Raw genomic sequence first — 13,519 nt, 5'->3', positions numbered from 1 at the left:
GTCTCCTATTCTTCAATTGCTTGTACCATATAATAAGGGCCGGCACCGTGGTTTGAAGGTACAACTACCTTTCGTTTAGACTCTGGATAATAAGCAGCATGGAAACTTACACCTGGATCGAATCCGACAACATAATACTTCTTGATATTTCCTGCGTCTTTTTTGATTCAGATGCCATATCCGTAAGACGTTTCCTCATCCACTTTGACATGCGGCTTCAGCAGCTCCTCGGTAAGTTCTGCGTTCAGCAGCTTATGCTGAGTTAATGCATCCCAGAAACGCGCCATATCAGAAGCACTCACATACACCCCGCCATCCGCACCACCTCTTACCGGCAGCGCATATATATTGGACCGATACTCATCTTCGTCTTTAATATAGCCGATTGCAGTATTCCCCGGCAGTTTATCAAATGCAAAATAGCCAGCTTCTGTCATTTCAGCAGGATCAAACAAATGCTTTTGGACAAAGGCAGCAAATGGTTCGCCAGCTAGCTCCTCTACTACTAATCCCAATACGATGAAAGCAGCGTTGTTATAATGGAACCGTTCACCTGGCGGAAACATCATTTTCTTGTCTTGGAATAATGGCAGAAAATCCGCACCAGATCTTACCCGGTACATAGGCAGCGTTTGCCATAGCTCCTCAAAGTCATCCATTTCTTCTTCATCAAAATAATCCGGTATACCAGACGTATGTGTGAGCAAGTCGTGTATTGTAACGTCTTGATGGAAATGTGGAAATGCTATCGAGAGACAATCTGTTAACTTTGACTGAAAATCCAGTCGTCCTTGCTCTACTAGCTTCGCAATCGCCACAGCTGTGAAAATCTTTGCTCCAGAAGCTATCCCAAACCTTGTGTGTTTATCAAATGCTAGTTTGTCTTGCTTATTTGCATAGCCATTTTGGAAGAAAAAGCTTTCCTGATCTTCTTCTACATACGCCACACCAGAAAAATCTATTTCTTCTGCTACTTTTACCAACTTATTCTTTAATCCGCTCATACTTGAATATCCTCCTCTTTTGAATCTTCAAAATACTTACAGCAGTCCATTAGTAAAAAAATCAGCCATCTGCTGACTGGTGCTGCCAACGGCAGCAGCAAAAACCCATAGATAAAACCCCACACAACAATATCTCCAACAGCTAAATTCTCCAGGTTATCTCCCCATACGATTACATGAGCCGTTAGAGAACCGAGCGTACCGGCATAGGTGACCACAATGAAGGCCATGATGATACTGATCAACCATTTAACCCCTTCACTGACTTGGTCAATCCTTTTGAATTGCGCTCCAGCAATAGTGAAAACCACTAGGAATGGGACAATGACCTGAAGGAATACTCCAATATACATTATCGAGGATCCAGCCATGAAAAAAGAGCTACTGACAACAACTCCAAAAACAAAGGTACAAAGTACAGCAGCCGTGATACTGAATGCAGCTCCGACAATCAAACCTTTCACACTCATGTAATCGACCCCTATTCTCCACCCACAAACCATGTTACCATAATTGGAAATATATGAAGGATATAAAAAGTATGAATGGGGTTGGTTGTATGCGCATTGCTGTCCTGACAGATATACATGGAAATCTACCAGCACTAGAGGCTGTGCTAGCGGATATAGACAAAAGGGGAGACATCGAGCATATTTACTGCCTCGGTGATATGCTGGCGATTGGTTATGAAACAAATCGGATATTAGAGCTTTTATTTGGCAGGGAAGATATATTGATGATTACCGGAAATCACGATGAAGCTGTGCTGGCACTAAGCAGACAGGAGACTTACCCCCAAAGCCATCAAAGCGAGAGAGCACATCATCAATGGATTGCTGACCGAACTGATCCAGGTTATCTTGATAAGATACACAAGCTGCCACGTCAAATCTTTCAGCAGATTGAAGGGCATGCTGTTTTGTTCACGCACTACCATATATCCCACGATAAGGCGACTGCACATATAAGTGAGAACCCTTTCTCTCGTATTGTTAAGCCTTCCTTGGAAAGCCTGGAGCTGTTATTTCAGGAACAAACGGTTACAGAACTTATTTGTTTTGGTCATCACCATCCGCTTCATCATTTTCGCAACAACCGCAGCATCTTTCTGAACCCTGGCTCTCTCGGCTGTCAACCAAAGCCTGCCGCACCTTACGCAATTGTAGATATAACAGAAGAAATAATAATTAAAATAATTGAAGTCCTATATGATAACAGATCTTTCTTAGAAGGATATGAAAGATTGAAAGTACCCGAACGAGATATCATTCTTAAAATATTTCACGGCGGACAACTGCAGAAATAGAAAAAGCGGACATATGACATGTCCGCTTTTTCTTTATTGATTTTGAACTGTTTTCCGAACCGTACTTCGTAAAGACCATATTGCGAAAGCAAGGGAGGTAACGACCAAGAGACTGCCAACATGTGCTGTTGTCTGCATGGAAGAAGTAGCACCGTTTACGACTCCTCCAACCAATGAACCTAACGAGATACCAATCTGCAGTGCCGAATTATTGAAGCTCTGATGAATGCCAGCTGTTTCCGCATCTGTTTCCACTATATAATTCTGTAATGGCGGTGCCAGACTCCAGCTTAATGCAGCCCAGATTACCATAACTACAAGGAATAATGGGAAGGAAACCGTAGAGAACGGAAGCAGGAATAAAATAATTGCAAATGATGCCACAACAAGGATGATACTCACCTTTGATCCGAATTTATCAGCCAGGCTGCCTCCAAAGGCTCCTCCACCAACTGCAGCAATACCGAAGATAAAGTAGCAAATACTAATCCACTGCGTATTCAGACCTAACTCTGATTCCAGGAAAGGTGTGAAATAAGCGTAAATCGTATAGTGACCTGCAAGCAGGAACAGCATTGTTAAATGTGCTGTCAGCATCTTTTTATTACGCAGTGCTTTCAGCTGCGATTTCAAGGATTGTACTTGGTCTACCTCAATACGATCGAGCGTGAAGGCAATTAATATCATAGAAAGCAAAGCCATTAAACCAATGAACAAAAATAGCATTCTCCAGCCAAAGGCATCACTGATGATAATACCAATTGGCACCCCAAGTACAAGCGAAGAACTGATCCCCATGTAAATAAGACCGATTGCTTTCGCACGATGCTGCTGCTTCACAATCTTCGCCGCTATCGTCAAAGAAAGAACTATAATTAATGCTGTACTCATGGCAGTAATAACGCGAGCAATCATGACAAAGAGGAAGGACGGACTCATATAAGTGATGACATTCCCCAGTACAAATATACCTAGTGTCAGTAGCAAGAGCTTCTTCCGCTCAATATTTGCAGTCATCGTATATAAAATCGGGCCAGACACCGCATACACCAAAGCGAATACCGTAATAAGCTGCCCTGCCTGTCCAATCGAAACCTGCAGATCACTCGCAATGGTTGGCAATATACCCCCGACAATCAGTTCAACTAACCCTACCGATATAACAGAAATAGCTAATATAAAGACTCTGAAATTCAATTTTCATTTCCTTTCTATATCCTATTTTCGAAAATGGCACATAAAAAAACTCCCCAATCACAGATTAAAAATCTGTAATCAGGGAGTTATGGCTCCTGGTAGAGACCCTCAAACCAAATTATTGAGGTTATACAGTGTAACACGAACGTATTCCATTTTCTTATAGCATTATAGCAAGATACTGACATAACTGCAAGATGAAGCAAGATTTCATGAATCACCCACCAATTACCAAATAGTGTTTAAAGTTATTATGGTTGCTTTATCGTAAAAACCCGATATACAATAGACGCATGAATACAATCGAACTATTCAAAGCTTTGTCGAATGAGAAACGACTGCAAATACTGCATTGGCTTAAAGAACCGGAGAAGCATTTTCCCAAGCAGCAGGCTCATCTGCCGAAGGAGGTTCATTACAAGGGCGGTGTCTGTGTCGGCGACATTCAAGAAAAGGTCCAAGCTTCTCAATCCACGGTTTCGCAATATCTGGCCATGATGCAACGTGCTGGGTTATTGGAGTCTATCCGCTATAACCAATGGACATATTATCGCAGAAATGAAGAAACAATTCAGAAGCTAGCAGCTTACCTGGATAAAGAATTATAACGACTTACAAGAGATCCTTTACGGATTTCTTTTCTTTCAACTTTGAATATCGGCTTATTACGATATACAAATATACAACAATTGGAGTGACACGATGGCTTTAACTAAGAAACAGACATTTTTAGCATTTACATTAACTTTATTGACGTTCGTTATGGGAACAAGCGAATTCGTCATTGTTGGCTTACTGACAGAGGTAGCTGCCGATTTAAACGTAACGGTAGCATCTGCCGGTACACTTGTATCAGGATTTGCTATTGCCTATGCAATTGGTACTCCCCTCTTAACTGGTTGGGTAAGCCGTTTTCCGAAGTATCCCTTGATGCTCACACTTATTATCGTCTTTATTCTAGGTAATATTATCAGTGCGTTAACATCATCCTTCGGCGTTTTACTTGCAGCACGAATTGTGACTGCAGCAGCGAGTGGTGTCCTTACCGCTTTGGCAATGACAGTAGCAAGTGATACTATGCCAGCGGCGAGACGTTCTTCCGTAATTGCACTTATTTTTGCCGGATTCACGATTTCCAATGTCTTGGGTGTACCGCTTGGCACGTTCATAGGGCAGCTAGGCTCGTGGCATCTGACATTCTGGACAACTGCACTGCTTGGAGTGATTGCCTTCATCATCAGCTTGTTCATCTTACCAAAGACAGCAGCGGGCGAGAAAAGCTCCATAGTGAAGCAGCTTGTTCTGTTTAAGAATCCAAAAATACTTGTCGGTTTCTTCATCCCGACATTCAGTATAGCTGGAACGTATACGATCTACACGTATATCACACCTATCATCGAGGACGAACTAGGTATTGCCTCCAGCTCTGTCGGGCTTGTTCTGCTTGCATACGGACTCTTCTCCATCGGCAGCAACTTCCTGGCTGGTAAGATTGCCGGCCGTAACGGCATTGGAGATCTGCGTTACGCATTCATCATCCAAGCAGTCATCATTGGCTCCTTGTACGTGACAATGGATATTACAATTGCTGGATTGATCAGCATCATGCTGATGGCAGTCATGATTTACGTCATGAATGCAACCATTCAAATCTATCTCATGGATCAAGCAGCAGCTTATTCCACAGCTGCTCGGGATTTTGCTTCCTCACTGACTCCTGTATCCGTCAATATCGGTATTACACTTGGCTCCGCTTTAGGTGGAGTGATCGTTGCATACGGGAACCTGCCTAACCTTGCAATCGTGGGCGGGATATGTGCCCTTATCGCCTCCCTATTATCGTTTATCAGTTATCGAATGGAGAACTGATACCTATACATGAAAAAGACAGGTTGTTATCAACCTGTCTTTTTCGTATGTAAGAAATCAGATTTAGTTATTGCGTACATTTTCACATCACGCTGTGCTCCTTTTATATAAAGCAACTTGCGTAATGTCCCTTCATATGACATACCAGCCTTCTGCATGACCTTCTCCGATCCGCTATTTTCCACATCACATTTCGCCTGAACCCGCTCCAGGTCCATTTGCTCAAAACCAAATTGAATGACTTGCTTTGCTGCCTCCGTCATATAGCCTTTTTGCCAATACGGCTGCGCAAGCACATACCCTATTTCGCCCACATGATGATTTTGCTGCCAGGAGACATAATTGATTGTACCAATCAGGCGCTTCTCTTCCTTAAGCTCAATTCCCCAAAAAACAGCCTGATTACTTTCATATAAGCTCAGAATGATATCGAGGAATTGCTGTGTATCGTCAATTGATTTGTGAGTCGGCCAGGTAACAAATTCTGAAACAGCAGGATCCGAACCATAGGCATATATTGCTTCTACATCTGATGGAGTCAACTTACGAAGAAGAAGACGATCGGTTTCTAAGGATGGAAGATTCTCGAGTACATTGTCTGTTTGCATGAATAATAACCTCCTACATGCTATAAAATTAAGTCCTCTTTCATTATAATTCCATTTTCCAAATATACTTTCAACAAAGTAAGCGCCTCTCCCCAACCGACAGCACATCCGACACAAGCTGAGATATCTTCTTCGGTTGAACCGAAACCAGTTTCCTTCAACATAATAAGCGTTCCATCTTTATAGTCTGCCAGATTGATTTCAACTGTCGAAGGCATCCTACTCGGCGACCATTGAAATACAAACCGCTCCCCATCTACCGCTTCCAGGATTTCTCCTCCATCCTCTATGAATGGGAGCTCATTATCTGAAGACTTCCAGCTGAGACGTATTTCGCCTCTACCGTCAGCCTCAAGATGTAAAAAGGTATCGTCGGTGAACCAGGCGTTCCACCCCTCAGAACTAATAAGTAAATCGTAAACTTTCTGCCTTGGTACTTTTATGTATGTTTGTTGAAGAATATCAGGCATAATGACACACCTCCATATTGAGTTTATTTCGACACCTTTCCCTACATTTCCTTGGTATTCTATCTATCAGTACTAACAAAAAACTTCCCGAATACAGATAATAACTGTACGCAGGAAGTTCCGTTGAACTTATCCTAAAAATACCCGATACATATTCTTACCGTCCTTCTTTGCCTGATACAAAGCAGTATCCGCACTGCGCATTAGCTCATATCCCTTTGTGCCATGATCCGGATAAAAGGATATTCCGATACTGGAGGTTGTTCTAAATAAATTCCTGCCTATGTTCCATGCCCTCTGAAAAGACGACCGGATACTATCAGCAATGCGAATCGCATCCTGTTCTTCTTCAATTCCTGGCAGAAGGATCGTAAATTCGTCTCCGCCCTGTCTCGAAAGAACATCCTCATTTCGCAGACATTCCTTCACCCTCTGAGCGAATTGATTAAGCAGCTCATCTCCAACGTCATGTCCGAGTGTATCATTGATATATTTGAAATTATCTAGATCCAAATACATCACAGCTACCTTCTTTTTCGTTTGCTTGGCCTCTTCCAGCGCTTGATCCAGCTTTTCCTTAAACAGCCGTCTATTTGGCAGTCCAGTCAACGTGTCATGATAAGCCATATACGTCAGTTTCTCTTCAAGCTCCAATCTTTCCGTTATGTCCCTTGAGACAACGAGGAAATGATTAAATACGCCCATTTCATCAAAGATTGGATTTGCTTTCCCCTCCAACCATAACCAATCACCTCTAATATTCTTAAAACGGAACTTTAACACTGTGCCTTTTTGGGTCGCAACCATTTCATCCAGCTGCTCTCGCACCTTCCTCCGGTCATCTGCATGCATGAAATCTCCTGCATACTTTCCCTCATACGCTACAGCCGGGAACCCGAGCACCGTTACATGTGAAGGCGAAGCGTACTTGAAATAGCCATCCCAGTCTATGATACAGAGCAAATCTGTCATATTCTCCGCAATCAAGCGATATCGTGCTTCACTCTGCCGCAACGCTTCTTCCGCATTCCTCCGGTTAAGATTATCAAGTAGTGAAGCCGATTCTTTCTTATCTGTGATATCCACTGAACAGCCAATTACCTCGACAACCTTCCCACCTCTTATGATAGGACGCAAGGAAGTGATATAACGTAATCCTTGTACATCTGATTCGTAAACAACGTTTTCTTCTCCATTCCATGCCCGTTCATAGTACGGTATCTTTTTTACGACTTCTTCATGAGGTAGGAATTCTTTTAATTCTTTTCCAATAATTTGATCGGGTGTAAATCGCATTCGATAAATCAGTTCTCCGTCACTGAAGCTATGAATGAATCTCCCATTATCTTTTACATATTTAAATATCATGCCTTGCTGTTTCCGAACCGCTTCCTGCAAGTCCTGCTGCGTTCTTTCCGCACCCCATTGCAGCCATGTCTCTCTGGATGACTCCGGAGAAATACCTTCATTTGGAATGATTTCTTCCAATGTCGGAATCATGTCCACTAATTCCACTGGCGGTACTGGTTTACTGAAAAGATATCCTTGTGCTTCGTCACAGAGATTCTGCTGGAGAAAGACAAGATGATCTTTAAATTCTACACCCTCGGCAATAACTCCCAGCTGCAATTGATGCGCCATTACAATAATCGTTTTGACAATGGTAGCATCCTTAGAATCATTGGTACAATTCCGTACAAATGACCGATCTATTTTAATGGAATCTATCGGAAATTCCTTCAAATGATAGAGCGAGCTAAATCCGGTGCCAAAGTCATCCATGCTGATGCGGACTCCTATCTGTTTCAGCTTGTGTAAAACTGGCAGGACAGAATCGACATCCATTGTCATGGACTCGGTAATCTCCAATTCCAGATATTCCGGAGCGAGCCCCGATTCATCTAAGATAGACTGTACCTTTTCCGCCAGCCCATCCACAAACAACTGACAAGCTGATAGATTGACCGCCATAATCATAGGAGACAGACCTTCTTCCTGCCACGCTTTATTCTGCTCACAAGCGGTCCGAAGTACCCATTCTCCAATAGGTAAGATCATTCCTGTCTCTTCAGCAGCAGGAATGAAATCCAGTGGAGAAATGATTCCTCGCTCAGGGTGCTCCCAGCGAATCAGCGCTTCCACCCCGCATAACCTGCCTGTCTTTAAGTTGAGCTTCGGCTGGTAAAGAAGACAAAACTCATCCCTATCCAATGCGTGACGAAGCTCTTCTTTCAATTTATCTTCATTTAATTTATATACATTCACTATCGCAACACCTCGTTCTGCTAGGTCTTTAACTCATGCTGCTGGTTTGCTTGGTAATAATTTTCGTTGTATTAAACTGCTATAATTGCTGTGATAAATGCTTCTGTTATATACGCTTCATGATTATACAACCAACCCCGGCTGGATACGATACTTTCTGTTAATCCAAATATAGGAATTACAATACTTTTCCACAGCCGAAGTAAGCAGTGTCTTGCCTGATTATTGTATCTATACCCTATAAGATAAGCGCCGATTCTTAATAAGCAAGATGAACGAATTAAAACCGTCAGCACTTCATTGCTGACGGTTGTTTGTTTTTCACTTATCCAATTTATTTGCTTTACCAAGTTCACTTCTTCTCACATTTCTCCATTCTCCAGGAGACTATTATCGTTCCATCTATCTAAAGTTCATTTTTATGGTCAAAATTCACCCAAGATTACAGAATAACACACGATTTTGCCAGCTTTCCGCTGTAAAGTTTATTTTTACAAACCCTTAATAGTAAATTGATACTAGTCTGATAGTATTTACTTGAATTTTCAAATAGAAAACTATGGGGGAAATCATTATGGATATACATCTTCATCAGCTTTCAATGGTTTTCGATAATACTACAGCTGTTCAGGAAATGACAACTACCATCAAGGACGGCGAGCTTGTTTCCCTGCTCGGACCGAGTGGCTGTGGGAAAAGCACAACCTTAATGCTTCTTTCCGGTTTGTACAAGCCTACTTCCGGGTCGATTCATTTCGGTGATCAAGACGTAACGAAATTGGATGCAGAGAAACGCGGTATCGGGATGGTTTTTCAAAGCTACGCATTATATCCCCACCTCTCCGTTCTGAAAAATATCATGTTTCCGCTGAGAATGAAAAAAGTACCGAAGAAAGAAGCAGAAGCTCGGGCCAAAGAAATGGCTGAACTTGTACAAATTGGTCATTTATTGGACCGAAAGCCAGGTCAATTATCCGGCGGCCAGCAGCAGCGGGTGGCCATTGCCAGAGCATTAGTCAAGAAACCGAACGTGCTTTTGCTGGATGAGCCGCTTTCTAATCTGGATGCGCGTTTGCGTCTGGAGATGCGCGAAGAGATCCGTCGCATTCAGCAGGAAATTGGTATTACTGCAATCTTCGTCACGCATGATCAGGAGGAAGCTCTGAGCATCTCCGACCGTGTCATGCTGATGAAAGATGGGATTATTCAACAAGAATCCGCACCACAGAACATGTACAAAAAGCCGGAAAACGAGTTTGTAGCATCTTTTCTTGGCAATCCTCCAATCAATCTGATGACGCTAACTAAAACCCAGGAATCTACTTTCTATCGTCTGGCAGATTCAAAGGAAATTATCCAGCTGCCCGCACTGCCACCTGAAGATATGGAGACAGTTCGACTAGGAATCCGGGCAGAAGATCTGTTCCATACAACAGAGAACCCGCTTTTCCAAGGTGAGATTATACATATTGAAACAATCGGACGTGATACACTGATCCGCATGCAAGTCGGCAGTATCACCGTACGAGCGTTGGTTGATCCTGAACAGCAGCTGCAAATTGGCGATGCTTACAGCTTAGGAGTCCGCCCAGGGAACATCCATTACTTCCACCCTGAAAGCGGAAAGCGACTTCCACTTCAAATGAGAGGCGGGAACTGGCATGCAAAAGCCAACGTGGAAGAGCACGCTTAAAGGCTATCTCTATTTGTTACCTGCTTTACTCATCCTGGTTTTGTTCAGCATTTACCCGATCATCAAATCATTCTTGATGAGCTTTTATACGGATTATGACTTCTTTTCAGACACAGTTAACGCTTATGGTCTAGAGAACTTCACGAAGTTATTCCAGGATCCAAACTTCATTACAGCATTAAAAAATACCGCTATATTCGTCATTGGCGTCGTGCCGCTGTCCATCATCATATCATTGGCAATTGCAGTGTTACTGAATAGCAAAATCAAGCTAAGCGGGTTCTTCCGGACGATTTACTTCCTGCCTTTCGTCACTTCGGTTGTGGCTGTTGCAATTGTCTGGAGCTGGATCTTCCATTCGGATTATGGTCTGTTGAACTATATGCTCGGTCTGTTCGGTGTCGATCCGATCGATTGGCTGACGAGCCCAACCTATGCGATGCCCGCTTTGATCATCTTAAGTATATGGAAGGGTCTCGGATTCAATATCATCATTTTCTTAGCCGGCTTGCAGAATATCGGAAATCAATATTATCTAGCGGCAAAAGTGGATGGTGCGTCTGCTTGGAATCGCTTCAAGAGCATCACGCTGCCTTTGCTGTCTCCGACAATGTTCTTTGTTTCAATCATTTCCATCATTAATGCATTCAAAGTCTTCGATGAAATATTTGCGCTGTTCAACGGAAGACCAGGACCAGCCAACAGCGCCTTGACCGTCGTTTACTATGTGTATCAAAAATTCTATGAAGAATGGGAATTCGGTCTGGCCTCAGCTGCTGCCTTTGTCCTGTTCCTTATCATCTTCCTCTTCACTATCATCCAATTGATAGTCGGAAAGAAATTTGTACATTACAACTAAGGAGGAATTGGAATGCGTAAGGAAGCTTTATCGAAAGGAACGATTTATGTACTTCTGTCATTAGGCGCCATCCTCATGCTGCTGCCGTTCGTCTGGATGATCAGCACATCGCTAAAAGCTCCCAATGAAGTTATGGCGATGCCGCCCGTTTGGATTCCTTCTGAATGGCAGTTCGGAAACTACAGCGAGGCGAGTGAATCTGCTCCATTCGGCACTTATTTCTTCAACAGTATTGTTGTAACGGTGCTGACTACGATTGGAGAGTTATTGACGACTATACTAGCTGCCTACGCCTTTTCCCGGATCAACTTTTATGGCAAGGGTATCGTGTTTGCTGTTTTGCTTGGAACGATGATGGTTCCTGGAGAGATGCTGCTGATTCCCAATTTCGTCACTGTCTCAAACTTAGGCTGGATCGACTCTTATGAGGGTCTGATTGTTCCGTGGATCGCCAGCATTTTCTCAATCTTCCTATTGCGCCAGTACTTCTTCTCGGTACCGCAGGAGCTGTCCTATGCGGCTAAAGTGGATGGATGCAGCGACTTCAAGTTTCTCTGGTATGTGATGGTACCATTGGCCAAGCCCGCACTCATCACGATTGCTTTGCTGAAAATCATCGGCAGCTGGAATGCCTTCCTATGGCCATTGATTGTTACCAACTCCCAGGAACTAAGGACTCTGCCGGTAGGACTCTCAGCATTCACAACGGAAGCCGGCATCAAATATGAATTACTCATGGCTGCTTCGACAATGGTAATCCTGCCTATGCTGCTTTTATTCTTCGTCATGCAGAAATACGTCATTTCCGGTGTAGCCCGAAGCGGTTTGAAAGGCTAAGCATGACAAAAAGCACTTATTGGAGGTGATGACCAGGGAATCTACCGCAGCACTTCGCAACTGATCTTGCATACTACCAAACCCCTTTAAGGAGGAAGACAAATATGAAAAAAGTAATATCTGTACTGTCCTTATTTTTGGTTCTGTTTTTAGCTGCTTGTAATAATAGTTCCGGTGCCAATGCCAATGGAAGTGACGCAGATGGACCTGCAGAAGTAGAATTCTGGCATGCAATGAGCGGACCGCATGAAGAAGCCATCAAAAAATTTGCAGATGATTTCAATAGCACACATGATGACATTACGATCAAACCTGTGAATCAAGGAAGCTATGAGGATTTGCAACAGAAAATCATGGCTGCAGCCAAAGCTGGTAATCTGCCGGATATGGCACAGGCTACAACAAATGTCATCCCAGAATACATTGATAATAAATTTATCACTTCTTTGAATGACTTTATCGAAGATCCGGAAGTTGGCTTATCTGAAGACGAATTGAATGATTATATTGAAGTATTCCGTGACTCCAGTACATGGGATGATACTTACTACAGCCTGCCTTTCAGCAAGAGCACACGTGTACTTTTCTACAACCAAACACTTCTTGAAGAAAATGGCCTGGAAGCACCTAAAACTTGGGACGAGCTGCAGGAAGTTGCGAAGACTGTAACAAAAGACGGCGTTGTCGGCATGGGCTTTGAGAACTCCTACGAAGCGGAATTCCAAGGCATCCTGAAACAAATGGGCGGCACGTATATGGATGAAGCAACTGGCGAACCAGAATTCGCTTCCAAAGAAGGACAGGAAGCAATGGGAATGATTAGCGGTATGATCGACGAAGGCATTGCTCGTACAGCTGGTGAAGATGAGTATATGTCCAACCCATTCGGCCGCGGTGATGTTGCGATGTATATCGGTTCCTCTGCAGGTATCCCACACGTTGGTGGCGCTATGGAAGATGGCATCGAATGGTCTACTGCACCAATCCCTACTTTGGACGGCGAGGCTGCTACAACATTTGCCGGCAATGACATCGTAATCTTCAACCAAAGTGAAGAAGCAGAACAAAAAGCTGCTTGGGAATTCATGAAGTATTTGACTAGCCCTGAAGTAACTTCTGAGTGGTCCATGCTTTCCGGATACTTGCCTATCCGTCAATCTGCATTGGATACAGAAGAATATCAGCAATTCCTTGAAGAAAACCCAGCCTACAAAGCAGGCACAGAGCAATTTGATGCCGGATTCTTCATCGCCCGTGTTCCTGGTGGAGATGCAGTACGTAACATCGTACTTGAGGAAATGGATTACATCCTCCAAGGCATGAAGACAGTTGAAGAAGGTCTGACAGAAGCACAAGAACGCGCAAAAGCTGAATTACAATAATAAATGATTGGCAGGGTTATCCCCTGCCT

Annotated in this window: 13 protein-coding genes, 1 pseudogene and 1 riboswitch; of the genes and pseudogenes, 7 read left to right on the top strand and 7 right to left on the bottom strand. The window is 43.3% G+C overall.

Features of this window, described 5'->3' with window-relative positions:
• Nucleotides 1–5: 5 nt before the first annotated feature.
• Both AE2B122_RS17270 and AE2B122_RS17265 read right to left on the bottom strand, forming a co-directional pair.
• A pseudogene (locus tag AE2B122_RS17270) lies at nucleotides 6–1,004 on the bottom strand (serine hydrolase domain-containing protein).
• Nucleotides 1,001–1,474, bottom strand: coding sequence for a hypothetical protein (locus tag AE2B122_RS17265; RefSeq protein ID WP_175074867.1), 474 nt, complete (start codon nucleotides 1,472–1,474; stop codon nucleotides 1,001–1,003). Before AE2B122_RS17265 ends, AE2B122_RS17270 begins: the two are co-directional and overlap by 4 nt.
• Nucleotides 1,475–1,563: 89 nt before the next feature.
• On the opposite strand from AE2B122_RS17265, the gene AE2B122_RS17260 reads away from it, so the two are divergent.
• Nucleotides 1,564–2,310: a metallophosphoesterase gene (locus AE2B122_RS17260; protein ID WP_175074866.1), complete on the top strand. Its 747-nt coding sequence runs from the start codon at nucleotides 1,564–1,566 to the stop codon at nucleotides 2,308–2,310.
• A gap of 33 nt (nucleotides 2,311–2,343) precedes the next feature.
• Here the strand turns inward: AE2B122_RS17260 and AE2B122_RS17255 are convergent, their stop codons facing one another.
• Nucleotides 2,344–3,507 carry an MFS transporter gene (locus tag AE2B122_RS17255; protein ID WP_175074865.1) on the bottom strand — a complete coding sequence of 388 codons (1,164 nt, stop codon included), beginning with the start codon at nucleotides 3,505–3,507 and terminating at the stop codon, nucleotides 2,344–2,346.
• Between the two features lie 55 nt (nucleotides 3,508–3,562).
• Nucleotides 3,563–3,662, bottom strand: a riboswitch (purine riboswitch).
• Nucleotides 3,663–3,800: 138 nt separating this feature from the next.
• On the opposite strand from AE2B122_RS17255, the gene AE2B122_RS17250 reads away from it, so the two are divergent.
• Nucleotides 3,801–4,115 carry a helix-turn-helix transcriptional regulator gene (locus AE2B122_RS17250; RefSeq protein ID WP_038565330.1) on the top strand — a complete coding sequence of 105 codons (315 nt, stop codon included), beginning with the start codon at nucleotides 3,801–3,803 and terminating at the stop codon, nucleotides 4,113–4,115.
• A 94-nt stretch (nucleotides 4,116–4,209) separates the two neighbouring features.
• Complete coding sequence (locus tag AE2B122_RS17245) at nucleotides 4,210–5,376, top strand: MFS transporter (RefSeq protein ID WP_095220492.1); 1,167 nt, start codon at nucleotides 4,210–4,212, stop codon at nucleotides 5,374–5,376.
• A 29-nt stretch (nucleotides 5,377–5,405) separates the two neighbouring features.
• Here the strand turns inward: AE2B122_RS17245 and AE2B122_RS17240 are convergent, their stop codons facing one another.
• The 4 genes from AE2B122_RS17240 to AE2B122_RS17225 form a co-directional block, all read right to left on the bottom strand.
• Nucleotides 5,406–5,984 (bottom strand): GNAT family N-acetyltransferase, encoded by a 579-nt coding sequence (locus AE2B122_RS17240; protein ID WP_175074864.1) that lies wholly within the window; start codon nucleotides 5,982–5,984, stop codon nucleotides 5,406–5,408.
• 20 nt (nucleotides 5,985–6,004) lie between these two features.
• Entirely contained in the window at nucleotides 6,005–6,454 is a 450-nt protein-coding gene (locus tag AE2B122_RS17235; RefSeq protein ID WP_175074863.1) for an SRPBCC domain-containing protein, read from the bottom strand.
• 129 nt (nucleotides 6,455–6,583) lie between these two features.
• Nucleotides 6,584–8,719 carry an EAL domain-containing protein gene (locus AE2B122_RS17230; protein WP_175074862.1) on the bottom strand — a complete coding sequence of 712 codons (2,136 nt, stop codon included), beginning with the start codon at nucleotides 8,717–8,719 and terminating at the stop codon, nucleotides 6,584–6,586.
• 71 nt (nucleotides 8,720–8,790) lie between these two features.
• Nucleotides 8,791–9,069: a hypothetical protein gene (locus AE2B122_RS17225; RefSeq protein WP_175074861.1), complete on the bottom strand. Its 279-nt coding sequence runs from the start codon at nucleotides 9,067–9,069 to the stop codon at nucleotides 8,791–8,793.
• A gap of 224 nt (nucleotides 9,070–9,293) precedes the next feature.
• On the opposite strand from AE2B122_RS17225, the gene AE2B122_RS17220 reads away from it, so the two are divergent.
• The 4 genes from AE2B122_RS17220 to AE2B122_RS17205 all read left to right on the top strand — a co-directional run bounded on the left by AE2B122_RS17220 (nucleotide 9,294) and on the right by AE2B122_RS17205 (nucleotide 13,490).
• Complete coding sequence (locus tag AE2B122_RS17220; RefSeq protein WP_175074860.1) at nucleotides 9,294–10,412, top strand: ABC transporter ATP-binding protein; 1,119 nt, start codon at nucleotides 9,294–9,296, stop codon at nucleotides 10,410–10,412.
• Complete coding sequence (locus AE2B122_RS17215; protein WP_175074859.1) at nucleotides 10,381–11,271, top strand: carbohydrate ABC transporter permease; 891 nt, start codon at nucleotides 10,381–10,383, stop codon at nucleotides 11,269–11,271. The genes AE2B122_RS17220 and AE2B122_RS17215 overlap by 32 nt, the downstream gene beginning before the upstream one ends.
• 12 nt (nucleotides 11,272–11,283) lie before the next feature.
• Nucleotides 11,284–12,108 carry a carbohydrate ABC transporter permease gene (locus AE2B122_RS17210; protein ID WP_175074858.1) on the top strand — a complete coding sequence of 275 codons (825 nt, stop codon included), beginning with the start codon at nucleotides 11,284–11,286 and terminating at the stop codon, nucleotides 12,106–12,108.
• A gap of 104 nt (nucleotides 12,109–12,212) precedes the next feature.
• Nucleotides 12,213–13,490, top strand: coding sequence for an ABC transporter substrate-binding protein (locus AE2B122_RS17205; RefSeq protein ID WP_175074857.1), 1,278 nt, complete (start codon nucleotides 12,213–12,215; stop codon nucleotides 13,488–13,490).
• Nucleotides 13,491–13,519 lie beyond the last annotated feature (29 nt).

The sequence above is a fragment of the Terribacillus sp. AE2B 122 genome (genome assembly GCF_902497585.1).
Taxonomy (GTDB): Bacteria; Bacillota; Bacilli; order Bacillales; family Amphibacillaceae; genus Terribacillus; species Terribacillus saccharophilus_A.
This window is presented reverse-complemented; position numbering and strand designations above follow the sequence as displayed.

Coding starts and splice junctions, on each gene's coding strand:
- AE2B122_RS17265 (WP_175074867.1), bottom strand. CDS start 1,474: ATGAGTGTGAAAGGTTTGATTGTCGGAGCTGCATTCAGTATCACGGCT.
- AE2B122_RS17260 (WP_175074866.1), top strand. CDS start 1,564: ATGCGCATTGCTGTCCTGACAGATATACATGGAAATCTACCAGCACTA.
- AE2B122_RS17250 (WP_038565330.1), top strand. CDS start 3,801: ATGAATACAATCGAACTATTCAAAGCTTTGTCGAATGAGAAACGACTG.
- AE2B122_RS17245 (WP_095220492.1), top strand. CDS start 4,210: ATGGCTTTAACTAAGAAACAGACATTTTTAGCATTTACATTAACTTTA.
- AE2B122_RS17240 (WP_175074864.1), bottom strand. CDS start 5,984: ATGCAAACAGACAATGTACTCGAGAATCTTCCATCCTTAGAAACCGAT.
- AE2B122_RS17235 (WP_175074863.1), bottom strand. CDS start 6,454: ATGCCTGATATTCTTCAACAAACATACATAAAAGTACCAAGGCAGAAA.
- AE2B122_RS17220 (WP_175074860.1), top strand. CDS start 9,294: ATGGATATACATCTTCATCAGCTTTCAATGGTTTTCGATAATACTACA.
- AE2B122_RS17215 (WP_175074859.1), top strand. CDS start 10,381: ATGCAAAAGCCAACGTGGAAGAGCACGCTTAAAGGCTATCTCTATTTG.
- AE2B122_RS17210 (WP_175074858.1), top strand. CDS start 11,284: ATGCGTAAGGAAGCTTTATCGAAAGGAACGATTTATGTACTTCTGTCA.
- AE2B122_RS17205 (WP_175074857.1), top strand. CDS start 12,213: ATGAAAAAAGTAATATCTGTACTGTCCTTATTTTTGGTTCTGTTTTTA.